This is a genomic window from Bacillus sp. UMB0728 (genome assembly GCF_002858875.1).
GTDB lineage: Bacteria > Bacillota > Bacilli > Bacillales > Cytobacillaceae > Bacillus_AB > Bacillus_AB infantis.
In genome coordinates, this window is sequence record NZ_PKLA01000006.1 from 315751 (window position 1) to 339846 (window position 24096).

A 24096-nucleotide genomic window follows, 5' to 3' on the forward strand; every position below is an offset into this window, starting at 1 on the left:
TTTACACCTCTTAATTATTTAATTCTTCAACCAGCTGCTCCTCATTCCAAATATCAATTCCCAGGTCCTGGGCTTTCGCCAGCTTGGAGCCGGCATCCTCGCCTGCAATCAGGAGGTCCGTTTTCTTGCTGACGCTTCCGGAAACATTTCCGCCCAGTGCTTCGATCTTTTCTTTTGCTTCATTTCGGCTCAATATGGAAAGCTTGCCTGTCAGCACGATCGTCTTTCCTGCAAAAAACGAGTCGGAGTCCTCTGCCGCAACCGGCTTCGGCCCTTTGTATTCCATGTTGACGCCTGATTCTTTTAATTCGCCGATAAGCTCCTTCGCTTCTTCCTGCTCAAAGAATGCGACAATTGCGCCAGCCATTTTACCGCCGATTTCATTGATTGCCGTCAGATCATCTTCAGAGGCGGCCATCAGGTTATCCATGCTGCTGAAATGCTGGGCAAGCGTTTTGGCTGCCTTGGCGCCTACATGCCTGATTCCTAATCCAAACAGTAGCTTTTCAAGGGAGTTCTGCTTTGATGCCTCAATGGCCTGCACCAGATTATTGACTGATTTTTCGCCCATGCGCTCCATTCCGATCAAAGCTTCATGAGTGAGCTTATAAAGGTCAGCGACATCCTTGATCAGCTCTTTTGCAAACAGCTGGCTGACCACTTTTTCGCCAAGTCCGTCAATATTCATCGCATTCCGGGAGACAAAATGGATCAGCCCCTCACGGATCTGGGCCGGGCATTTCGGATTGATGCAGCGCAGGGCCACTTCACCCTCAAGGCGTACCAGCTCGCTTCCGCACTCAGGACAATGTGTCGGCATTATAAATTCTCGCTCTTCTCCTGTCCTCTGCTCAGCCAGCACATTGACAACCTCCGGGATGATATCTCCGGCTTTCTTGACGACGACCTTGTCACCGATCTTGATGTCTTTTTCACGGATCAGGTCTTCATTATGAAGTGATGCACGCTGGACAGTTGTCCCGGCGACACGGACCGGTTCAAGCAGGGCTGTAGGAGTGACAACGCCGGTACGTCCGACGCTCAGCTCAATATCCCTTAAAGTGGTGACCACTTCTTCAGCAGGGAATTTATAAGCAATCGCCCAGCGCGGGCTTTTCGCTGTTGCACCCAGCTCTTCCTGAAGTGCAAGCGAGTCAACCTTGATGACGATTCCGTCTATATCGTAATCCAGGTTAGGCCGCTTCTCGGTCCAGCTGCTGACATATTCAATAACTTCTTCTATGCTGGCGCATTTTCTGCGCTCTTTGTTCGTCTTGAATCCGAGTGTTTCCAGATAATCCAGTCCGGCACTGTGTGATTCTACACCTGTATCGCCAGTGTTTGATATCCCGTATAAAAAGATATCAAGATTTCGGGAAGCGGCGATGCGGGGATCGAGCTGGCGAAGGGAGCCTGCAGCCGCATTGCGCGGATTTGCAAACGGCTCCTCGCCCCGCTCTTCTTTCCCTTTATTCAATGCTTCAAAGGAACGGCCAGGCATGAATGCTTCCCCGCGCACCTCAATGGATACAGGCTCTGAAAGGCGGAGGGGAATGGAGCGGATTGTCCGCAGGTTTACGGTGATATCCTCTCCGATCGTCCCGTCCCCCCTTGTCGCACCCTGGATGAACAGCCCATCCTCATATTTCAGGGCGACGGCCAGGCCATCAATTTTCAGCTCGCACACATAAGAAAGATTTTCTCCTGCAGTCTGCCGCACCCGGCGGTCAAAGCTGCGCAGATCTTCTTCGTTGAAGGCATTGCCAAGGCTCAGCATAGGTGTTTGGTGCTCGACCTTTTCGAACATATCGAGTATTTCGCCGCCGACCCGCTGGGTAGGGGAATCAGCGGTTTTCAGCTGAGGATGTTCATTTTCAAGCTCCATCAGCTCTTTCAGAAGCCGGTCATACTCAGAATCCGGCACTGACGGCTTATCAAGGACATAATATTCATAGCCATATTGATTCAGCAGATTATGCAGTTCTTTTACTCTTGCTTCGGCATTTTGAAGGTCCATATTTTCCAGCCCTTTCATTAGAAAAGCGCAAGCGCCTTGCTCCCTAAAGGAACGCAGACTAAGAACGCCACGTCCTGTGGCAACGTCTGCATGACCCCCATCCTGGGGGCCTCAAGACGATCCTCCCTAAAAGGCGTTCTTTGCCTTTTTGGGAGGATTGGCTTGTGACCTCGAGGGGGTAGGCGCTGGAGCTAGACAGTAATCGAAGATAAAAAATAAACTTTCTTACCTTTAGAAAAACTCGGCCGCTGCCCGCCTCCAATTAGGCCTGGCAGCTCCGCAGCAATTATGCTTTTTATCCTATATTTCTGTACTGTATCATCCTTTTGTAATCGGAGCGAATTTTGCCAGCAGGCGTTTGATGCCGGTCGGGCTCGGGAAGGCGATATCGAGCTCTGTTCCTTCTCCCTGGCCTTTTACGCTGACAACTGTTCCGGTGCCCCATTTTCCATGGACGGCTTTGTCTCCGACCTGCCAGCCAAGGGCATCCCCGCCGGTCGAGGCAACAGCCGGCTTGACCACGGCCTTGCGCATAGCCTGCCGCGGTGCTGAGGATGATAGTTGCCGTCCTCCTGCTGCCGGGCTGCCAAATGGAGAAGGTGATGCCTTCTTCGGCTCGATCCCTTCGATAAGGTCTGCCGGGATTTCCTGGATGAAGCGTGATGGAGGATTCATATTCGTCCGTCCGAATAATGTCCTCATCTGGGCATTAGTTATATATAATTCTTCCTCTGCACGGGTGATTCCCACATAGGCGAGGCGGCGTTCTTCTTCCATTTCCGCCTCTTCCATGAGGGAGCGGCTGTGAGGGAAGACGCCTTCCTCAAGCCCGATCAGGAATACAACGGGGAATTCCAGCCCCTTTGCGGAGTGAAGCGTCATAAGGACGACACTATCGGTCTTTGTGCCATCGTCTTCAAGCTTGTCAATGTCTGCAACAAGGGCCAGGTCTGTCAGGAAAGCGACGAGTGTTTTATCTTCGCTGCCGTCCTCGAAGTTTTTCGTTACAGACAGGAACTCGTCGATGTTCTCCAGGCGGCTTTGGGCTTCAATTGACTTCTCTGCCTTCAGCATGTCCCTGTAGCCGGACTTCTCCAGCACTTCCTCTACAAGCTCAGTTACAGACAAATATTCCTGCATCTGTTCGTAGCTTCTGATCAGATCGCGGAACTCGGTTGCCGCCTTCGTGATTTTCGGGCTCAGGCCAATCAGGTCAAGGGCATCGAGTGCCTGGTACATCGTCATATCATGCATCTGCGCAAAATTGGCGATTTTGTCCACGGACCCTGAGCCTATGCCGCGTTTTGGCACGTTGATCACGCGCTGCAGGCTGATGTCATCATCAGGATTGGCAATCAGCCTCAGATAGGCAAGGATATCCTTGATTTCTTTTCTGTCATAGAACTTGATGCCGCCGACAATGGAGTACTCGATGTTTGATTTAAGCAGCACTTCCTCCATTACACGTGACTGGGCATTGGTCCGGTAAAGGATGGCGATCTCGGAATACTTCCGTTTGCCGCTGTCGACCATTTCTTTGATTTTCCCTGCGACAAACTGCCCTTCACCCTGCTCGCTGTCGGCGCGGTAATGGAACAGTTTATTGCCTTCTGCATTTTCTGTCCAGAGATTCTTGGCCTTCCTGTTGAGGTTCTTGGCAATCACCTCATTGGCAGCCAGCAGGATCCGCTTTGTTGAACGGTAATTCTGCTCCAGGAGGATTGTGCGGGCATTTTGGTAATCTTTTTCAAATGACAGGATATTGGCAATGTCAGCTCCGCGCCAGCGATAGATTGACTGGTCGGAGTCCCCGACCACGCAAAGATTCTTGAATCTGTCTGCCATCAGCTTTACAAGCATATATTGTGCTCTGTTTGTATCCTGATACTCATCAACATGGATATATTGGAATTTGCGCTGATAATATTCCAGCACCTCAGGCACCCGCTGGAATAGCTGGATCGTTGTCATGATCAGGTCATCAAAGTCCAGCGCCTGATTTTTGCGGAGGCGTCTTTGATATTCTGTGTATACGTCGCTTGCGATCTGCTCGAAGTAGCCGCCGGCCGCCTTTGCATATTCCTCCGGGTCGATCAGTTCGTTCTTCGCCGAGCTGATGCTGCCCAGAATCGCACGCGGGTCGTATTTTTTGGGATCCAGATTCTTTTCCTTGAGGATCGCCTTGATGACAGACTGCTGGTCTGTTGTATCAAGGATCGTGAAATTACGGTTAAAGCCGATTCTGTCTATATCTCTCCTGAGAATCCGCACACACATTGAGTGGAACGTTGAAATCCAAATATCATCGGCTGCTCCCCCCATCATGTTCTGGATCCTCTCGCGCATTTCCCTTGCCGCCTTGTTAGTGAAGGTGATGGCAAGGATGTTATACGGGTTTACCCCTTTTTCAACCATCAGGTATCCAATCCTGTGGGTCAGCACCCTCGTCTTTCCGCTTCCCGCACCGGCCATGATAAGCAGCGGCCCGTCCGTTGCCTTTACAGCATTCTGCTGCTGGGCATTCAATCCGTTTAATAATTTATCCGTTAAATATTGCATCTTTTTATTCACCGCCAAACAAACATATGTTCTTTATAGTTAGTGTATCCTTAAGTCCCTCTGCAAGCAACTTTATTTAGGCAAAACTGTCTTTAGAGCTTCATCTAGATTTTCATATATTATATTGCCGACAACAATGACGTCCGCTGCTTCAGCCATTTCCCTTGCCTGTGCTTCAGACGAGATTCCTCCGCCGTAGAAAAAGGTTGTTTCCTCCAGTGTGCGCTTGACTTCAGCCGCAAGCCCGGGATCGCCATATGTCCCGCTGTATTCGAGATAGAAGATTGGGAGATGAAACATCTTCTCTGCCATCATGGCGTATGCAACAACATCCTCTGCATCCAGATCCGTCTTCGCCCCTGTCAGCTTTGCCGCCTTGCATTCGCTGTTCAGGATGCAATAGCCCTGGACAAGGATTTCCTCCCAGCTCATGATCTCGCCGTATTCCTTGACCGCCTGATGATGAAGCCCGGTGATCCATTTGCTGTCCCCGCTGTTCAGGACAGACGGGATAAAATACAAATCAAAGCCCGGAGTAACAGACTCAATCGTCGAAACTTCGAGCACGCAGGGCACCGTATAGCGGCGTATTCTTGCCATGAGGTCCAGCACCTTTTCAAGTGTAATGCCGTCTGTTCCTCCGACTATTACAGCATCCGTCCCTGATTCGCAGATCCGCTCCAGGTCCCGGTCAGAAATTTCTTTATTGGGATCGAGTTTAAAGGCGTGGCGCCACTCGCGAACATCATACATGCATACTTGCCTCCATTCTATCATTCCATTACAACATTATAGCATTAGACACTGGAATCAAAAAGGAAAGCAGGGAGGACTTTTCCTGCATATTGATGGAAGAAGGCAAGTCATGCCTGCAGGATGCGGGGCGGCAGCGAAAACAAAAAGCGCAGACCGGAATGCTGGCTTTTCCTAAAGAAAAAGCCGCGGGATCTTCATCCTGCGGCTTTTCATCAATTATTCTGCTGCGGCCTGTGCTTCTTCGTCCTTGATGCGCTCAAGGGCCATTTCGTAGGCGTCATTGCCATAATTCAGGCAGCGTTTTACACGGGAAATCGTTGCCGTGCTTGCTCCTGTTTCTGTTTCGATCTTATGATAGGTCTTTCCTTCGCGCAGCATCCGGGCAACCTCAAGGCGCTGGGCAAGAGATTGGATTTCATTTACCGTGCAAAGATCGTCGAAGAATCGATAGCATTCTTCCAGGTCTTTTAGGGACAGGACCGATTTGAACAATTGATCCAGTTCTTTGCCTCTAAGTTTTTCAATTTGCATATGGGGTCTCCTTTATTTAAACCATATTTTTTAAGATTTAATTAGATTCATTCAAGCTGACTGCCTGGCCGAGGCCAGGGTCTGATGGAACAACATTGATCCATGTCTTTCCGCGGACCAGCGGTGCTTCCTTTCCATCAATATAAGGAAGCAGCCTTCCTTTTTCATTTTTCCACTCAACTTCCACGAGGAGGCCTTTCTGAAGAAGATAGCCTCTTCCCCCAGATGTTAAGTTAATCTCACGCCTGCCTGCACTGTCAACAATTTTGTGGGAGGCTTCTATGATGAATATATTGTCAATCAGGACGGGGGCGCCGCTGTCATAATCAGCGGTCAGTTCGCCATTGGAATATCTTTTGTATTTATCTAGATTCCTGTCGTATTCATAGGTGCTCGAGAATGTTTCGTTTGAAAGGTACGAAACCTTTGCACTCTCTGCTTCTTCGCCTGTGAGCTGCCCTGCTTCTTCAGCTGTCATGAAGCTGAGGGGACCGGGGGCTTCTTCCATTTCATAGTCCTTTTCCGCTGCCCCCTTCAGAATATTTTCATAAGAGGTATACGAGTTATGCGGCGCCTTGCGGAAACCGGCCCTTTGAAAAAGGGTCCCGTCATAATAAAGACCATTCAGATGGTCGATATAGCCGTTGTCCATAAGCTCCTTCGCGTCCGGGCTGTTTCCGTGGCAGACATAAAGCCCATCATATGCTTTGGCAAGCTCGATGTAATAATCACGGGCACTCCTGACCGGACCGATCTTCTCCGGCTGTTCACTTTGGTATATGGCCAGGAACCTGGTCACATCCCCTTCCGCTAAAAGCTCATAAACAATATCAGCTTCCGGAAGTCCGGATTGCGGTCTTGCAGCCGGATGGTTATTGATCATCACTGCGACGGCACGGCCAGCGGCTTCCTTCTCTGTGCCAATCCCTGTCAGCGGAAAGGCATACGGCGATTCTGCCACTGTTTCCTGTCCTTCGTCTTCCTTGGAAGGTTGTTCAACCGGAGCCTGATTATTCCCTTTTCCAGGCTCTGCCTCATCATTTGACTTGCTGCACCCTGAAATAAGCATCAGCACTGCTGCTGAAAGCATCATCCACTTCTTTATCTTTTTCACCCCTGTTGATCCCTATCTATCTTTATAGTCTATTCTTTTATATTTTAACGCATTATCGTTGGAAAGAGTACCGTTTTATTCATGACATCATACATTCCATGCTGAGTGATCCGGATGTACGGAAGATGGGTCGATGAGAAAAAGAGGAGCGAATAGATCGGGTCCTCGAATCTGTACCCTTTTTCTTCGAGCAGCCTCAGCAGCTTCTTTTCATCCTCTATCAAGTCTGGAACGGCCTTTGCGGACATCCCTCCATTCAGCGGGAGCTCGACCTCGCATTCAATCGTTCCATTTCCGGCAATCGCAATCCCTCCGCCGAGCATTTTGATCCGTTCAAAGGCTGTCAGCATATCCTGTTTGTTCTTCCCGATCAGGATGATATCCCCGGTATTGGAGAACGAGCTCGCCATGCCCCCAATCCTGCTGGCAAAGCCCTTCAGCATGGTGTTGATCCGCCATTTGCCCTTCCTGTCAACAAGCATGAAGAAGCATTCATCATGGTCTTCTGACAGCTCTTCATAGGAAACATCAATGGAGATGGAATACGGTTTTGTAATCACTGCGTTTTCCATTTTGATCCCAAACGGCATGGAGAATTGCATATCATCACCCGTCAGGCTCCAGTCAATGTCCAGCTTTTCAAAGCCATGTTCCTCCCAGGTATTCCAGCCGTAAGCACCTTCCACTTCTTTGCCGTCCTTTTTGACCCATTTGCCTTTCGCCAGGACAGAAACCGGTGTGGGGTTTCTTTCATCTTCAAGGAAGTTGATGTTGGCAATTCTGCCTGTCGTGATATTGCCATGAAGATAGTCGATGTTATAATGGCGGGCGGGATTGATCGTCCCCATATTATAAGCGTCTATTACAGGCACCCCTTTTTCGATGGCAATCCTGATCATATGATCAATCATGCCTTGCTCGTAAAAGGAAGCGGACGAACCATCCGTCGTAAAAATAAACCGGTCATACATATCGATTCCCAGCTCATGAATTTCTTCCAGCAGCTTAGGCAGGTCCGGCCTGATGGAGGAATGGCGAAGGGATACCGTATATCCATGCATGAGCCGGTCATAAGCCTCTTTTCCTGTCATCGCTTCATGGTCGCAGTCTGCGCCAAAGAGCATCATCTTCGCCAGTGTTTTTTCCGATGCACCCGGGAAATGCCCTTCAATCTGCTTGCGCATCCGTTTAGCTTCCTGTATCCAGTGAAGCATCATATCATCGCCGTCCAAAAGCCGCGGCCACCCTGTGAGTTCCCCGCCCTGCAGGACGGCGTCATGTTCAAGCCAGGATTTGATGTTTCCATGGGAGAAGGCCTGTTCTTCATTTTGAATCTCTGTCTGAGCATCAAACCGGCACCACCAATACATCGTAGAAGGAATATTGCGCATCTCCCTCAAAAAAGAAAACGCTTTCTTTTTATCCATCTGCAAAACAAGCGACATATTATCATTGATGAGTGTCGTTGTGCCGAGTTGTGATGCATAGGCCGCCAGAGAATGGGGATTATAAAGTTGAAATGGATGGGCATGGGGCTCAATATAGCCTGGAACAAGCCATTCGCCATGACAGTCCCTGATTTCACAGCCGTCTGTCCGTGCAGGAAGCTTCTCTCCGACATAGACAATCCGGTCGTCATAGATCCAGATATTGGCGGTAATCCATTTATTCAGTACTTGGTTTAAGTATGTGGCATTTTTCAAAAGCATAGTCGGGGCAAGCTTTCCATCCAGAACGGAGACCTGTTCCCTAATTTGTTTGTTTTTCCACCGATACCGCTGTTCGAGCAACAATGTCCCCTCCGTTTACGATGCCGCTGAGACGGCTTAGTTATATTTTAAAAAGATCTTAAAAGATCAGATTCTAAAAAAGAAAGCCCTTTCAGAGCTGTTCTATCTATACTAACATATTTCACTGTTTAACGCATTAAAGAATTGTAAAGAAATTGAAAATTTTGTGAAGGAGTGCAGAAGTCATGAAGATCAAGCAGAACATCGGCATCTTGAATGCTCTTATCCGCATCACCATCGGTCTTACCGTCCTTTCCTGGAGCACCGCGAAGCTGGTAAAAATGCCTTGGCGTGATTCTTATTTGGTAATGGCTATGCTTGGGGCCATGAAGGTGGCAGAAGGGATTGTCCGCTATTGTCCGGTGACAGCCATGCTTGACCGCGGACAGGATATGATGAATGAAAGCGGCAGCCGGAAAGATCATTCTGAACAGAAGCATCATGAACACCAGGCTGGCGGGAGCAAACAGGACCTGAACGATCAGGATCTGGCCATGCTTGAAAAGACCCTGATGCAGAATAACACGCTTAAATGAGAAAAAAGAAAGCGGCGGACACCTGTATAAAGGTGCCTGCCGCTTTTGAATCTTAAGGAGATGATATGAATGTTTCTTGAGTATGTTACCGATATGTCGTTTGTGCTGATCATCCTGATCGGCAGCATCGTCGCAATTCTTTACGCTTTTATAAGGAAGTCCGGGAAGAAAGGCGCGCGATAGCCCTGCCGCCTATATCCCTGCGGTAGAAAACACCGTCGCACTGAAGCTTTTCAAGCCCGGCATAGACTTTTTCCTGCGCCTCTGAAAGGCTTTCGGCCCTGGCGCCGGCGAGAAGCACCCGTCCTCCATCAGTCACAAACTCACCGTCTTCATTCTGTTTTGTGCCGGCATGGAAGACAAACAAGGAAGAATCCAGCTCACTGAGCCCTTTCAGCACGTCTCCCTTTCCGTAAGACTCCGGATAGCCTTTGGAAGCAGCGACGACACCAAGCACAAATTGGGAATCCCAATCTATTTCCGGCTTCCCGCCATCAATCACAGCCAGCATGGCTTCAGCCAGGTCCGACTTCATCCTGGGAAGCACTGCCTGGGTTTCCGGATCACCGAAGCGCGCGTTGAATTCGATGACCTTCGGGCCCTGCCCTGTATTGATCAGGCCTGCATACAGCACGCCGCAGAAGCTTCGGCCTTCGAGCTCCATCGCCTTTGCCGCCGGCTCAAGGATTGTCCGTACGGCCTCCTCCACCACAGCATCGCCAATGTGAGGGACTGGTGAATAGGCACCCATCCCGCCTGTGTTCGGCCCAAGGTCACCATCATATGCCCGCTTATGGTCCTGGGCAATTTCAAGCGGCACCACCGTGCTTCCGTTGACAAAAGCCATCAGGGAGAATTCCTCCCCTTCAAGGAATTCTTCAATGACTACCTTCGCCGAGGCTTCCCCGAACCGGGCACCTACCATCATTTCTTCTAGCGCCTGCTGGGCTTCATCGAGGGTCATGGCGACCGTGACTCCTTTGCCTGCCGCAAGCCCATCAGCTTTAATCACGATGGGAGCCCCTTTTTCAATAAGATAGCTCCTGGCTTTTTCATAATCAGTGAATGCCCGATACTCTGCAGTAGGGATATCGTATTTCTCCATCAGCTCTTTGGCGAAGGACTTGCTTCCTTCAATGACAGCTGCCTCTTTTTTCGGGCCGAATACCTTCATTCCCAGACTGCCAAGGAAGTCTGCCAGCCCTGCCTGAAGCGGTGCCTCCGGGCCGATGACTGTCAGTCCGATTTCATTTTCCTTTGCAAAGGCTGCTATCTCCGGAAAATTCATTTCATCTATCGGAACCTGAATGGCACAATCTGCCATTCCGTGATTCCCTGGTGCTGCATACACTTGATCCACAGACGGGCTTTCGCTCATTTTCCGGCAGATGCTGTGCTCCCTGCCGCCGCGCCCGATGACTAATACGTTCACCATCCATCAGCTCCCTGATTAATGTTTGAAATGCCTTACTCCTGTTAATACCATCGCAATCCCATATTCGTCTGCCTTTTTCACAGAATCCTGATCCTTGATAGAGCCGCCAGGCTGGATGATGGCAGTGATGCCTGCCTTGGCTGCCGCTTCAACAGTATCATCCATAGGGAAAAACGCATCAGAAGCGAGCACTGCTCCTTCTGCACGGTGACCTGCTTGCTCCAGAGCGATTTTGGCCGCTCCGACACGATTCATCTGTCCAGCTCCGACGCCTAAAGTCATCTCTTTGTTATTCACGACAATCGCATTGGACTTCACATGCTTAACAACCTTCCAGCCAAGCTTTAACGCCGCCCATTCTTCCTCTGTCGGCTCTCTCCTGGTTGCAACAGTAACGGTGGCATCCTCCAGGGAATAGCGGTCATATTCCTGAACGAGAAGTCCCCCTTCTATGCTGGTCAGTCTTGCCTCTTCCTTCTTTTCCACGTCAAAGGGAATGGTCAGGAGGCGGATATTCTTTTTGCCTGTCAATATTTCTAGCGCCTCTTCCGAATAGGACGGAGCAATGACAATTTCAAGGAAAATTTCATGGAGCTTCTTTGCAGTTTCAGCATCCACTTCCCGGTTCAGCGCAATGATACCCCCAAAGATGGAAACAGGATCTGCTTCAAATGCTTTTGTAAATGCATCATAAGTATCTTTGCCCGTTCCGACGCCGCAAGGATTCATATGCTTCACAGCAACAGCAGCCGGATCCTTGAATTCCCTGACGATCTGCAGTGCAGCTTCTGCATCATTGATATTGTTGTAGGAAAGCTCTTTCCCATGAAGCTGCTCTGCATTGGCAATTGAAAATTCAGAGCCGAGGGGCTTCCGGTAAAAAGCAGCCTTCTGATGAGGATTCTCGCCATAGCGCAGCGTTTGTTTCAATTCGTATGTAACAGTCATTTTTTCCGGATTCTCTTCACCTGCAAGCTTAGTCATATATTCAGCAATCAGACTGTCATAGGAAGCTGTATGGCGGAAGACCTTCGCTGCAAGCCTGCGGCGTGTTGCGGGCTGGGTTTCACCGTTTTCATTGAGTTCCGAAAGGACGGTTCCATAGTCTGAGGGATCGATGACCACTGTGACATATTGGTGATTTTTTGCAGATGCGCGCAGCATGGCAGGTCCGCCGATATCAATGTTTTCAATCGCATCCTCGACTGATGCATCGCTCTTGGCGATAGTCTGCTGGAAAGGATACAGATTAACACAGACGATGCTGATCGGATCAATTCCATGCTCCTCCATCTGGGCATGATGCCCGGGCTGATCGAATTTTGCCAAAAGGCCCCCATGAATCATCGGATTCAAAGTCTTAACGCGGCCTTCAAGAATTTCCGGGAATCCGGTGACGTCGCTTACCCCGATTACATCAACGCCGCTTTCCTGGAGTGCTTTCTTTGTGCCGCCCGTTGATATGATCTCATAGCCAAGACTGGCGAGCTCCTTGGCAAAATCGACAATTCCGTTTTTGTCTGACACACTGATTAACGCTCGCTTTTTCAATTTGAATTCCTCCTGTTGACTGTCCTTATTTACTGCTGCTGATCCTTGCTGCATCTTCTGCAAATATCTTTTTCAAAGTAGCAGGATACAATCTGTGTTCGATCCGGTGAATTTTTTCCTGCAGGCTCTCCCTCGTCTCGGCTTCATCAAGCTTCACAGACTGCTGGGCAATGATCGGCCCTGTGTCCATTCCGGCATCCACATAATGAACCGTTACACCGCTCATCGGCACCCTGGCTGCGAGTGCCTGTCCGATGGCATCTTTTCCCGGAAAGGAGGGCAGAAGCGAAGGATGGATATTGACAATCCTTCCCTCATATTCGGCAAGGAGAACCTCACCGATCAGCCTCATATATCCTGCCAGAATGATGAATTCAGCTCCGCACTCCCTGAGCCTGACGAGAATTTCCTCTTCATATGCCTGCTTGCTTTCAAACTCTTTTGCACGGAAGGAAAAGCTCGGCACTCCACTTGCTTCTGCCCTCTCCAGGCAATAAGCTCCCGGCCTGTCAGAAACCAAAAGCCGGATATCCGCATCCAGTCCGCCGCTTTTTACAGCATCTATTATAGCCTGAAAGTTGGTTCCGCTTCCGGAAGCAAATACTGCTATCTTTTTCATGGGAACCTCCGAAATCCGTTTTACACGGTAATTTGAATTCCTTCTTTCCTATTAACCGTCCCGAGTCTGTAGGCTTTTTCTCCTGAAGCATTCAGGTGGCTGATGAGCATGTCAGCCTGCTCCGGGCTGACAGCCGCGGCCATTCCCGTGCCCATATTAAAAATATTATACATTTCCATGCGATCCAGATTGCCCAGCTTTTCCATAAGAGCGAATACCGGCGGGATTTCCCTTCCGCTTTCATCAATTTCAGCTCCAAGCCCCTCTGGAAGCATTCTTGGAAGATTTTCAATGAATCCGCCGCCTGTGATATGGGCCAATCCCTTGATGTCGAATTTTTTCATCGCATCAAGCACCGGCTTCACATAAATCCGCGTCGGCTTCAGAAGCTCCTCGCCCAATGTGCAGCCAAGTTCCTCCTGATAACTGTCCAGCATCAGGCCGGCATCCTCCAGCAGGATCTTTCTGACAAGAGAATACCCATTGCTGTGGATCCCGTTCGATGCAAGGCCGACAAGTACATCGCCTTCCTTGATCGTGCTCCCGTCAATCAGCGCTGACTTCTCACATGCCCCTGCTGCAAAACCGGCCAGATCATATTCTTCCTCTTTGTACATGCCGGGCATTTCGGCTGTTTCTCCGCCAACAAGCGCACAGCCGGCCTGCTCGCAGCCGTCTGCAATGCCTTTGACGATTGCTTCAATCCTTGCCGGATCCGCTTTTCCGCATGCGATATAATCAAGGAAATACAGCGGTTCAGCGCCCTGTACGACAATATCATTCACGCACATGGCAACAGCATCCACTCCGATTGTATCATGCCGGTCCATCATGAACGCGAGCATAAGCTTTGTGCCGACCCCGTCTGTCCCTGAAACCAGCACCGGCTCCTTCAGGTTCAGGACTGACAGATCAAACATGCCGCCGAATCCGCCCAGGCCTCCCATTACGCCAGCCCTCTGCGTCCTCTGCACATGCTTTTTCATCCTGGATACCGCCTCATATCCTGCTTCTATATCGACGCCAGCCTGCTTATAGGCATTAGCCATTACAGTTCCCCCTCTATCATGATTATTTGAAAAGAAAAGCAGCATTGCTGAATGCCGCTTCTTAGACTTTTTCGTAAGGATGAATGGTAGAAGGATAGATTTCAGTCGGATAGTTCCCGGTAAAGCATGCCAGGCACTGGCCTTTCAATGCTCCCGAATCTGTCCTGCCGATTGCTTCGATCATCCCTTCCGCGCTTAAAAAGGAAAGGGTGTCTGCCCCGATGATTTCCCGAATCTCTTCAACAGAATGCTCGGAGGCAATCAATTCCTCCCGTGTCGATGTATCGATCCCGTAGAAGCAAGGGTTCTTGATCGGCGGTGAACTGATCACGACATGAACCTCAGTCGCGCCTGCTTCGCGGAGCATGGTGACGATCCTTCTGCTTGTTGTGCCGCGGACAATGGAATCATCGACCATGATGACCCTTTTGCCCTCGACAACGCCGCGCACAGGGGAGAGCTTCATCTTGACGCCCTGCTCCCTCAATGATTGGGACGGCTGGATGAATGTCCTGCCGACATATCTATTCTTGATCAGCCCCATTTCATAAGGAATCCCGGATGCTTCTGCATAGCCGATGGCAGCTGAAATGCTTGAATCAGGCACGCCTGTCACCACATCTGCTTCAAAAGGAAACTCTTCAGCCAGCTTCTTCCCAAGGTTTTTGCGGGCCGTATGGACATTGATGCCGTTGATATTGCTGTCAGGCCTTGAAAAATAAACATATTCCATCGTGCACATGGCTGTCGTTGAGGCAACCGCAAACATCTCGGAACGGAAGCCTTCATCATCAATGATCAAGAGCTCGCCAGGAAGAACATCCCTGATGAATTCTGCCCCGACCACATCAAATGCACAGGTCTCGGAAGCTACCACATAGGCATCGCCAAGCTTGGCGAGCGATAGCGGCCGCATGCCATTCGGGTCAAGCGCCACCATCAATTCGGTTTCTGTCATGATCAGAAATGCATATGCGCCCTTTACCATGGAAAGGGCCGTTTTAACCCGGTCCTTTAAGGCTGAAAAACCGCCGCGCTTGATCAGATGGGCCAGCACCTCTGTATCTGAGCTGGTCTGGAAGATGCTTCCCTGTCCTTCAAGCTGATTTTTCAATGCAGTGGCATTTACCAGATTGCCATTATGAGCAAGTGCCAGGCCGCCGTTTTGTGAGTTAAACAGAAGAGGCTGGACATTTTCATATCCGCCGCCGCCTGCTGTTGCATAGCGGACATGACCGATGGCCGACTTTCCGTCCATTGCCTCCATGGCATCCTCGGTGAATATTTCCGCAACAAGTCCTTCACCTTTCAGACCCTTCAGCTTTTTCCCGTCTGTCACGACCATCCCTGTACCTTCCTGGCCGCGGTGCTGCAGGCTGTGAAGGCCGTAATAGGTGATCTGGGCGGCATTTTCATGCCCCCAGACACCAAAGATTCCGCATTCTTCGTTCAGGCCTCTTATTTCAGCAAGCATGGGATTGCTCCTTTCCAGGCTGATTTCAGAACTTCAGTTTGTTCTTTCATAACCAGACCGCTGTCAGAGTGGACTTCAAGTACAGGCTCGTCTGTCACCTCGCCGACCAGAATCGCATCAGTCATGCTTTCAAATGCCTGCTGATCTTCCTTTTTAACAGTGAGGAGGAAGCGGGACTGTGATTCACTGAATAGTGCGCTGGTCTCGTCTCCTGAAATGCGGATCAAAGCGCCAAGTCCCTCAGAGCCTATCACGCTCTCAGCAGCTGCAACTGCAAGTCCGCCTTCTGCCAGGTCATGAGCGGAAGAGACAAGCCCCGCACGGATGGCTTTTAGCACCTGCTCCTGATTCCGTGCTTCTTTTTCCAGGTCAAGCTCCGGTGCTTTTCCGAATATCTCGCCGTGAACAAGCTTTTGCAGCTCGCTGCCGCCAAACTCGGCCTTTGTTTCTCCGAGAAGATAAATTAGATCGCCAGCCTGCTTGAAGCTCTGGGTTGTAATATGGTCAACATCTTCTACAAGTCCGACCATCCCGACTACTGGTGTTGGATAGACGGCTGTACCGTTGGTTTCGTTATATAGTGACACGTTTCCGCCGATAACCGGCGTATTCAGGGCAAGGCAGGCACTGCTCATGCCGTCTGCTGCTTTTTCCAGCTGCCAGAAGATCTCAGGCTTTTCCGGATTGCCGAAGTTCAGGCAGTCTGTAATGGCAAGCGGTTCGGCACCGGATGCAATAATATTCCTTGCTGCTTCAGCCACGGCAATCTTTCCGCCTGTTTCAGGATCCAAATACAGATAACGCGAATTGCAGTCGGTTGTCATGGCAAGCGCCTTGCGCGTTCCGCGGATTCTTACGACCGCCGCATCAGAACCTGGAGAAACAACTGTGCTCGTGCGAACCATATAGTCATATTGGTCATAGACCCATTCCTTGCTTGCAATGGTAGGCTGCTGCAGCAGGCGCATCAGAGTTTCCCCTGCATTCCCTGCTGCCGGAATTTCCGTCTCCATAGCCTGGAATTCACGGAAATACTCAGGCTCGCGTGAAGGCTTGTGGTATACAGGCGCTTCCTCGGCAAGTGCATCAGCCGGAACGTCTGCCACCACTTCCCCTTTATGTAGGAGGCGCAGCATTTTATCATCTGTCACCCGGCCGATCGCCACGGCTTCAAGTTCATATTTTGAAAAAAGATCAACGATTTCCTGCTCACGCCCTTTTTGGACGACAATCAGCATACGCTCCTGTGATTCAGACAGCATCATTTCATAGGCAGTCATGCCCGTTTCCCTCTGCGGGACAAGATCAAGATTCATCTCGATGCCGGAGCCTGCTTTGCTGGCCATTTCGGCAGAAGAGCTTGTCAGCCCGGCTGCCCCCATGTCCTGGATGCCTACAAGCGCGTCGTTCTTAACCAGCTCAAGGCATGCCTCAAGCAGCAGCTTCTCCATGAACGGATCGCCGACCTGGACGGCAGGGCGCTTTTCTTCAGACTGCTCTGTCAGTTCCTCTGAAGCAAAGGTCGCGCCGTGGATACCATCGCGGCCTGTCTTTGCACCAACATACATAACCGTATTGCCGACTCCATGCGCCTGGCCTTTTTTTATATCTTTATGATCGATCAGCCCGACGCACATGGCATTGACAAGAGGGTTGCCTTCATAGGAAGCATCAAACTGCACTTCGCCCCCGACAGTCGGAATGCCGATGCAGTTTCCGTAGCCGGCAATGCCTGCCACTACTTCTTTAAAAAGGTACCGAACGCGAGGAGAATCCAGCTCTCCAAAGCGAAGAGAGTTAAGGAGAGCGATCGGTCTTGCTCCCATTGAAAATACATCCCGGATAATGCCGCCCACACCCGTTGCCGCTCCCTGGTAAGGCTCGATTGCAGATGGGTGGTTATGGCTTTCAATTTTAAATACAACTGCCTGGCCGTCTCCGATGTCAACGATGCCAGCTCCTTCCCCAGGGCCCTGCAGGACGCGCTCGCCTTTGACCGGGAATTTTTTCAGGACCGGCTTGGAATTTTTGTAACTGCAATGCTCTGACCACATGACGGAAAACAATCCGAGCTCTGTGTAATTCGGCAATCTGCCAAGGATGTCCTCAACCATTGCAAATTCCTGATCCGTCAATCCCATCTCTTTGTAGACTTTCTCTGTTACAATCTGCTGCGGGCTTGGCTCAAGCATTAACGGCATAAGATTCCCTCCATTGTTTGACGATTGATTGGAAAAGCTTCAGTCCATCGGCACCGCCCAATAGCTGGTCGACGGCCCTTTCAGGGTGCGGCATCATGCCAAGGACATTACCTTTTTCATTGATGATTCCGGCGATGTTCCCAAGGCTTCCATTCGGATTCTCGCCGCTGTATGTGAATACGATCCTATTATTATCTTTAAGTGATTTTAGTGTGGCTTCATCGCAGTAATAATTGCCTTCTCCATGTGCGATTGGGATAGTGATTTCTTCGCCCTGTTGATAGGCGGAAGAGAAGATCGTTTGATTATTCGCTACCTGCAGCTGAACGGGCCGGCACATAAATTTCAGGCTTTCATTCCTGCGCATCGCTCCTGGCAGTAGGCCGGTTTCAAGGAGTATCTGGAATCCATTGCAGACACCAAGGACCGGTTTTCCTTCCTCTGCTGCTTTGATCACGGCCTTCATCACCTTGCTGAAGCGGGCGATCGCGCCGGAACGGAGATAATCTCCATAAGAGAAACCTCCAGGCAGAAGGATCGCATCATAGTCATCAAGGCTTTCTGTATCATGCCATACGTATTCTGCCTGCTCCCCGAGCTCATCCTGGATCGCATGGAACATATCAATATCACAATTGGAGCCTGGAAAAACGATGACTGCAAACCTCACAGTGCAACACACTCCTCGATCTCGTAGCGGTAATCCTCAATCACTATATTGGCCAGCAGGCGCTCACACATTTCTTTTACAGCCGCATCGATGTCACGATCAGTCTTATCGATCGTCAGCTCCATATATTTCCCAATCCGGACGTCCTGAACTTCATTGAAGTCCAAAGAATGGAGCGACCCTTTTACAACTGTCCCCTGTGGATCCAATACACTTTCTCTTAATGTGATATACACCTTTACTTTATACATGCTGGCGTCCTCCCAATCTCGTTAAAATATTTTCATAGGCATCTGTTAAGCTTCCCAGATCACGGCGGAATACATCCTTATCAAGCTTCGCATTTGTCTCCATATCCCAAAGGCGGCAAGTATCAGGAGAGATTTCATCTGCCAGCAGAATATCGCCGGCAGCATTTTTTCCGAACTCAAGCTTAAAGTCAATGAGACGAATGCCCATTTCCTTAAAGAAGCTTGATAAAAATGCATTAACCTCAAGCGCTTTTCTCTTCAGCAGGGCAGCTTCTTCAGGAGAAGCAAGCTCAAGCTCAAACACATGATCATCAGTCATGATCGGATCGCCCAGACTGTCATCCTTCAAATAAAACTCCACAAGCGTTTTTTTCAGAAGAGCCCCTTCTTCCATTCCGAGCCTTTTTGCCATGCTTCCAGCAGCCACATTCCTTACAACCACTTCAATAGGAATAATCTCGACTTTTTGTACAAGCTGCTCAGTTGCTGAAACCTTCTCAATAAAATGAGAACTGATGCCCTTTTTATGAAGCTCTGAAAACAGCAGACTTGTAATCTCGTTATTCAAACGGCCTTTACCGGCAATCTCTGCTTTTTTCTCCCCGTTGAATGCAGTTGCAGAATCTTTATATTCAAGCCAGACAATATTTTCATCATCGGTCAGATATACCTTTTTCGCCTTGCCTTCATATAGTTGCGCTCTCTTTTCCATGGCAGAGCCTCCTTGGTAAGAATATTGGGAATCTTCCTGATAAAAGGGGACCGAAGCCCCCGGATTTTATAAGCCTAGACGGTCAAAAATAGTGTCCACATGCTTGATGTGATAGTTGTAATCAAAGCAGTCTTCAATTTCCTCAGCAGACAGCCTGGAAGAAATCGTTTCATCAGCTTCCACCAGCGATTTGAACGCTACCTGCTTCTCCCATGCCTCCATCGCCCTCGGCTGGACAACGTCATATGCCTCTTCGCGGGCCATGCCTTTATCAATTAGAGCAAGCAGCACGCGCTGAGAATAGATGAGGCCAAGGGTTCGGTCCATATTTCTCTTCATGTTCTCCGGGAACACAGTGAGATTCTTAACGATATTCCCAAATCGGTTCAGCATATAATTCAGGGCAATCGTTGCATCCGGAAGAATAATCCGCTCTGCCGAAGAGTGTGAAATATCACGCTCATGCCATAACGGCACATTTTCATAGGCAGTCAGCATATGGCCGCGGATTACGCGTGCAAGGCCTGTCATATTCTCAGATCCGATTGGATTGCGCTTATGCGGCATGGCAGAAGACCCTTTCTGCCCTTTCGCAAAGAACTCCTCCACTTCACGTGTTTCACTCTTTTGCAGTCCGCGGATTTCAACAGCAAACTTCTCGATGGAAGTCGCAATCAGCGAGATGGCGGCCATATAGTGGGCATGGCGGTCACGCTGAAGTGTCTGTGTCGAAATCGGAGCCGGCTGGAGGCCAAGTTTTTCGCATACATAGCTTTCCACAAAGGGGTTAATATTGGCGTAAGTTCCTACAGCACCGGACATCTTCCCGAATTCAACGCCGGAAGCGGCCTGCTTAAAGCGCTCCAGGTTCCGCTTCATTTCCTCATACCATAAAGCCAGCTTCAGCCCGAAAGTTGTCGGCTCTGCATGAACACCGTGCGTGCGTCCCATCATGACTGTGTATTTATGTTCTTTTGCTTTATTCTTTAAAATTTCAACGAAGTTCTCCAGGTCCTGAAGAAGGATGCTGTTAGCCTGCTTGATCAGGTAGGAAAGAGCTGTGTCCACTACATCAGTGGAAGTAAGGCCATAATGCACCCATTTCCGCTCTTCACCGAGCGTTTCTGAAACCGCACGGGTGAATGCCACTACGTCATGGCGCGTCTCCTGCTCAATTTCATTGATGCGTTCGATATCGAATGAAGCATTCTCACGGATTTTCTGCACATCTTCTTTTGGGATATCCCCGAGCTCCGCCCATGCTTCACAAGCAAGGATCTCTACTTCCAGCCAGGCCTTAAAGCGATTTTCCTCTGTCCATATCGCTCCCATTTCAGGTCTTGTATAACGTCCAATCATCGTAAAACCTCCATACCTTCTTTTGCTTTGCTCCATATTCCGCTGCGGTCTATCTCGGCAAGCGATTCTGCCGCTGTCGGCCGTAAAAGGGTTGCATGCCCCATTTTCCGCTTATGCTTAGGTTCATCCTTCCCATACAGATGGATCTTCCAATCCTTCAGGCCCGGTATCGCCCTGATCACATCTGACTGGTGCTCTCCTAATATGTTGACCATAACTGCCGGATTTAATAGCCTTGTGCTTCCAAGCGGCCAATTGCACACTGCCCTGATATGCTGCTCAAACTGCGACGTTTCACAGGCCTCGATTGTATAATGGCCTGAGTTATGCGGCCTTGGGGCCAATTCATTTATGTAAATCTCATCGCCGTCAGAGAGAAACATCTCCACTGCAAGCGTACCAACCAGCCCAAGCGCTTTGCCGATTTTTTTGGCCAAGTCCTCAGCCTTGCGTGCAGCACTCTCGCTGATATCGGCCGGTACAATGGTTTCATGCAGGATATTATCCTTATGAATATTCTCTCCTACTGGAAAAACAGCTGTCTCCCCATCAGGGTTTCTAGCAATGATCACAGAGATTTCCTTTTGAAAAGAGATCCACTTTTCCAGGACACAGATTCCTTTTTCAAGCAGCTCTGCAGCCTCAGGAATATCGTCTTTTGACCGGATCACATATTGCCCTTTGCCATCATAGCCGCCGTGTGCCGTCTTTAGTACCGCAGGAAAATCAAGCTTCTCTATATTATCATAAATATCGGCCGTCTTTTCGATGCGGGCGTAAGGCGCAACCTTTGCCCCTGCCCGTTCGATCGCTTCTTTCTCCGTCAGGCGGTCCTGCGTTATGCGGAGCAGTTCAGACCCCTGTGGAACATAGGCATGGCTGGTCAGCCAGTCAAGCGCCTCAGCATTGATATTTTCAAATTCATAAGTGATCACATCGCTCGCCTCAGCAAGCTCCTTTATACACAGCAGGTTATCGTAGCCGCCGACTATCTGCCGGTCCGCCACCTGGCCGCAGGGAGAATCCGGTGCCGGATCAAGAACGGCAATCCTGAATCCCTGAGCCTTTGCCGCCAATGCCATCATTCTCCCCAGCTGTCCGCCTCCGATGATTCCTATCGTCTGTCCAGGCAAAATGGTTTGTTTAGACAAGTTCATCACTGCTCTCCATTACTTCCTGTTTTGTGTGCAGCCTCAAGTCCTCTATCCTGCCTGCAATGTTTTGGTCAAAAGCTCCCAGCATCTGTGCAGCAAGGAGGGCCGCATTGACTGCACCTGCCTTTCCGATAGCCACTGTAGCTACAGGAACACCTCCTGGCATTTGAACAATGGACAGCAGCGAATCGAGTCCATTAAGCGCCTTGGATTGGACTGGCACGCCAATGACCGGCAATGTCGTTTTCGCTGCCACCATCCCTGGCAAGTGAGCTGCCCCTCCAGCTCCCGCAATGATCACTTTTATCCCGCGGTCCCTTGCTTCTTCTGCAAACCGGAACATCAAATCCGGGGTTCGATGGGCAGAAACGACCTGCTTTTCATAAGAAATCTCAAGCTTATCCAACATGCCGCATGTGTGCTTCATCGTATCCCAGTCAGATTTGCTTCCCATAATAACAGCCACTTGCATATGCCTCTCCCCCAACAGAAAATTTAATCTTCCTCAAAATAAAAAGCCCGGACAGTTACTTTTCACTAATAGAGAAAGTAATCTGTCCGGGCTCGGATAATATAGGAAAGCTCCTCATACACACAAGAAAGCAGACCCTTGAACCGGTCATATCATCTTTCCCTTATAGTCCGGCCATTTACGGCAGCCAGGTAGAAACTTATGGGCCATATCCCCATTATTATATAAGGGTAAATCTTTATATAAATATAATTTTAATTGTAATCTTATCTAACAACATCTTACCAACTATCCTATGGGGGTGTCAACCACTATTCGAACAATAAGGATTGAGAATAGAATAATGTTCGTGTTTCACTCATCCTTTTTTGCTTCAAAGACTATTTGCCGTCCTGCCGGCTCATAAGTGACCGAGCCCCCGGTCTTGACTTCTTTAAATATCGGCTTCTCCGTCCTTCTTACCGGAACATAGCCTTCCTTTGCTATACGGTCCAGGCATTGGCCAATCGTCTCATTTTCAAGGACTTCAAACTGCTTCTTTTTCTTTTCCTTGCTCATGAATACAATTTTCCTTTCCTGACAGATTTCACCCAGAAGCCGCCATGGATCGTCTTAGGCTCATAGGCAATAATGAATGCTTTAGGATCAAGCTCCTTGATCGTCTGGTAAAGCTTAAGCTCATATTTCCTCGGCGTCAGGATCTGCATAGCCATCCGGTCGCCCTCCAGCCCATTGGCAGCCCAGTTCGTTACGCCATACCCTTTTTCCCTCAATACCCTGGGAACATCTTTATCATATTCTTTTGTTATTACATTAACCGTTATATATCCAAGAGCCAGCTTCTCCTCGATTTTCATACCGACAACAACGCCGATTCCGTAACCCACAGCATATGCAATCAAATTCTGAATCTGATCCAGATTATCGAGTACAAGCCCCAGTCCGATTACATAAATGACCACTTCGATCATGCTGATAAAAGCCGCCAAATAACGCTGCCCTTTCAGCGTAAGGATCATCCTGATCGTAAAAAAGGAGACGTATACAATATTAATGACAAGTATGATGGCAACCATCACTAAACTATTTTCAAGCAAAAAATAAACCTCCTCCAAGCCTCGGCCTTAATTCAACGTAAATCCCTATTGTACAAGAGAAATCTGCATTTGCGAACCACTTAGAAAAAATAAAAGGATCTTTTTGTTATGTTAACCTATTTGGCTCATGATAAAACGCTGCTGCGGATAGCGTGGGCAGGGAAATGGAGGGAAGCTGGAGGAAGGACGCAGAGTTTTTTCCGGGGGATTAGAAGTCAGGGACTGCAGGATGGTTTCGGTTATTAAGTAAGCAGGAGGGTTAGCTGGCGGCTTTGCTGGCGGCTTTATTGGGGCTTTGCTGGGGCTTTGGCTGAGTTGGGCGGGTTAAGTGCGGTTGGTGAAATAAATGGTGAAGGTGAATTGATGTTTCTTGGACAAATGGTAAAATACCATTGGAATTCGGTAAATTACTCGGCCTATTCGGTAAATAAATAGTAAATTCGGTAGATTATTGGGAGAATTAATTAAATTCGCGATTGAATCGTCTATTCTCCCCTTCAAAAACCCTTCTCATTCGCCTACCTGGCCACTCATTTCCGCTTAAGAGCAATTTTCTTATTAAAAATCTCTCCATTTCACTAAAAAAGCATAAAAAAAGAACAGTCATGCAGACTGTTCTTCGTTTCGCCCGGCAGCGTCCTACTCTCACAGGGGGAGAGCCCCCAACTACCATCGGCGCTGAGAAGCTTAACTTCCGTGTTCGGTATGGGAACGGGTGTGACCTTCTCGCTATCGCCACCAGACTATTT

The 24096-nt window shown here is 49.3% G+C and carries 22 protein-coding genes, 1 rRNA gene and 1 riboswitch; of the genes, 2 read left to right on the forward strand and 21 right to left on the reverse strand.

Going from position 1 to position 24096, the window contains the following annotated elements; all coding sequences use genetic code 11:
• Positions 1-10: 10 nt before the first annotated feature.
• The 6 genes from ligA to CYJ37_RS23145 form a co-directional block, all read right to left on the reverse strand.
• Positions 11-2017: an NAD-dependent DNA ligase LigA gene (gene ligA, locus CYJ37_RS23120; protein ID WP_101552168.1), complete on the reverse strand. Its 2007-nt coding sequence runs from the start codon at positions 2015-2017 to the stop codon at positions 11-13.
• A gap of 318 nt (positions 2018-2335) precedes the next feature.
• Positions 2336-4576 carry a DNA helicase PcrA gene (gene pcrA, locus CYJ37_RS23125; RefSeq protein ID WP_101552121.1) on the reverse strand — a complete coding sequence of 747 codons (2241 nt, stop codon included), beginning with the start codon at positions 4574-4576 and terminating at the stop codon, positions 2336-2338.
• 72 nt (positions 4577-4648) lie between these two features.
• The gene (locus CYJ37_RS23130) at positions 4649-5329 is read right to left on the reverse strand and encodes a heptaprenylglyceryl phosphate synthase (protein ID WP_009792551.1); all 681 of its coding nucleotides are present in this window, start codon (positions 5327-5329) and stop codon (positions 4649-4651) included.
• 219 nt (positions 5330-5548) lie between these two features.
• Positions 5549-5863 carry a YerC/YecD family TrpR-related protein gene (locus CYJ37_RS23135; RefSeq protein ID WP_009792553.1) on the reverse strand — a complete coding sequence of 105 codons (315 nt, stop codon included), beginning with the start codon at positions 5861-5863 and terminating at the stop codon, positions 5549-5551.
• Positions 5864-5900: 37 nt separating this feature from the next.
• The gene (locus tag CYJ37_RS23140) at positions 5901-6968 is read right to left on the reverse strand and encodes a DUF3048 domain-containing protein (protein ID WP_441296447.1); all 1068 of its coding nucleotides are present in this window, start codon (positions 6966-6968) and stop codon (positions 5901-5903) included.
• Between the two features lie 53 nt (positions 6969-7021).
• The gene (locus CYJ37_RS23145; protein WP_180827426.1) at positions 7022-8767 is read right to left on the reverse strand and encodes an adenine deaminase C-terminal domain-containing protein; all 1746 of its coding nucleotides are present in this window, start codon (positions 8765-8767) and stop codon (positions 7022-7024) included.
• A gap of 185 nt (positions 8768-8952) precedes the next feature.
• Between CYJ37_RS23145 and CYJ37_RS23150 the strand changes: the two genes are divergently transcribed.
• Entirely contained in the window at positions 8953-9303 is a 351-nt protein-coding gene (locus tag CYJ37_RS23150; RefSeq protein WP_009792556.1) for a YgaP family membrane protein, read from the forward strand.
• Positions 9304-9372: 69 nt separating this feature from the next.
• Complete coding sequence (locus CYJ37_RS28070) at positions 9373-9486, forward strand: EYxxD motif small membrane protein (protein ID WP_323131897.1); 114 nt, start codon at positions 9373-9375, stop codon at positions 9484-9486.
• Here CYJ37_RS28070 and purD read toward each other — a convergent pair.
• The 15 genes from purD to rrf form a co-directional block, all read right to left on the reverse strand.
• Complete coding sequence (purD, locus tag CYJ37_RS23155; protein ID WP_101552172.1) at positions 9452-10735, reverse strand: phosphoribosylamine--glycine ligase; 1284 nt, start codon at positions 10733-10735, stop codon at positions 9452-9454. The two genes, CYJ37_RS28070 and purD, sit on opposite strands and share 35 nt — an antisense overlap.
• A gap of 18 nt (positions 10736-10753) precedes the next feature.
• Positions 10754-12289 carry a bifunctional phosphoribosylaminoimidazolecarboxamide formyltransferase/IMP cyclohydrolase gene (gene purH, locus CYJ37_RS23160; protein ID WP_009792559.1) on the reverse strand — a complete coding sequence of 512 codons (1536 nt, stop codon included), beginning with the start codon at positions 12287-12289 and terminating at the stop codon, positions 10754-10756.
• 25 nt (positions 12290-12314) lie between these two features.
• Positions 12315-12908, reverse strand: coding sequence for a phosphoribosylglycinamide formyltransferase (purN, locus tag CYJ37_RS23165; protein WP_009792560.1), 594 nt, complete (start codon positions 12906-12908; stop codon positions 12315-12317).
• Between the two features lie 20 nt (positions 12909-12928).
• Positions 12929-13957, reverse strand: a complete 1029-nt coding sequence (purM, locus tag CYJ37_RS23170) for a phosphoribosylformylglycinamidine cyclo-ligase (RefSeq protein ID WP_022543256.1) — start codon at positions 13955-13957, stop codon at positions 12929-12931.
• Positions 13958-14018: 61 nt separating this feature from the next.
• Positions 14019-15431: an amidophosphoribosyltransferase gene (gene purF / locus CYJ37_RS23175; protein WP_009792564.1), complete on the reverse strand. Its 1413-nt coding sequence runs from the start codon at positions 15429-15431 to the stop codon at positions 14019-14021.
• Positions 15416-17632 (reverse strand): phosphoribosylformylglycinamidine synthase subunit PurL, encoded by a 2217-nt coding sequence (gene purL, locus CYJ37_RS23180; protein ID WP_009792565.1) that lies wholly within the window; start codon positions 17630-17632, stop codon positions 15416-15418. Before purL ends, purF begins: the two co-directional genes overlap by 16 nt.
• Positions 17616-18302, reverse strand: coding sequence for a phosphoribosylformylglycinamidine synthase subunit PurQ (purQ, locus tag CYJ37_RS23185; protein WP_101552124.1), 687 nt, complete (start codon positions 18300-18302; stop codon positions 17616-17618). The genes purL and purQ overlap by 17 nt, the downstream gene beginning before the upstream one ends.
• Positions 18299-18553, reverse strand: a complete 255-nt coding sequence (gene purS / locus CYJ37_RS23190; RefSeq protein ID WP_009792567.1) for a phosphoribosylformylglycinamidine synthase subunit PurS — start codon at positions 18551-18553, stop codon at positions 18299-18301. Before purS ends, purQ begins: the two co-directional genes overlap by 4 nt.
• Positions 18546-19265 carry a phosphoribosylaminoimidazolesuccinocarboxamide synthase gene (gene purC / locus CYJ37_RS23195; RefSeq protein ID WP_094769534.1) on the reverse strand — a complete coding sequence of 240 codons (720 nt, stop codon included), beginning with the start codon at positions 19263-19265 and terminating at the stop codon, positions 18546-18548. Before purC ends, purS begins: the two co-directional genes overlap by 8 nt.
• Before the next feature lie 66 nt (positions 19266-19331).
• Positions 19332-20624, reverse strand: coding sequence for an adenylosuccinate lyase (purB, locus tag CYJ37_RS23200; protein WP_009792569.1), 1293 nt, complete (start codon positions 20622-20624; stop codon positions 19332-19334).
• Positions 20621-21781: a 5-(carboxyamino)imidazole ribonucleotide synthase gene (gene purK, locus CYJ37_RS23205; protein ID WP_180827427.1), complete on the reverse strand. Its 1161-nt coding sequence runs from the start codon at positions 21779-21781 to the stop codon at positions 20621-20623. Before purK ends, purB begins: the two co-directional genes overlap by 4 nt.
• On the reverse strand, positions 21768-22250 hold the full coding sequence (purE, locus tag CYJ37_RS23210; RefSeq protein WP_009792571.1) for a 5-(carboxyamino)imidazole ribonucleotide mutase: 483 nt from the start codon (positions 22248-22250) through the stop codon (positions 21768-21770). The genes purK and purE overlap by 14 nt, the downstream gene beginning before the upstream one ends.
• A gap of 146 nt (positions 22251-22396) precedes the next feature.
• Positions 22397-22498, reverse strand: a riboswitch (purine riboswitch).
• A gap of 106 nt (positions 22499-22604) precedes the next feature.
• On the reverse strand, positions 22605-22808 hold the full coding sequence (locus CYJ37_RS23215; RefSeq protein ID WP_101552126.1) for an NETI motif-containing protein: 204 nt from the start codon (positions 22806-22808) through the stop codon (positions 22605-22607).
• Positions 22805-23326, reverse strand: a complete 522-nt coding sequence (locus tag CYJ37_RS23220; protein WP_165352696.1) for a DUF2179 domain-containing protein — start codon at positions 23324-23326, stop codon at positions 22805-22807. The genes CYJ37_RS23215 and CYJ37_RS23220 overlap by 4 nt, the downstream gene beginning before the upstream one ends.
• Positions 23327-23973: 647 nt before the next feature.
• A 5S ribosomal RNA gene (gene rrf / locus CYJ37_RS23225) occupies positions 23974-24090 on the reverse strand.
• Between the last annotated feature and the right edge of the window lie 6 nt (positions 24091-24096).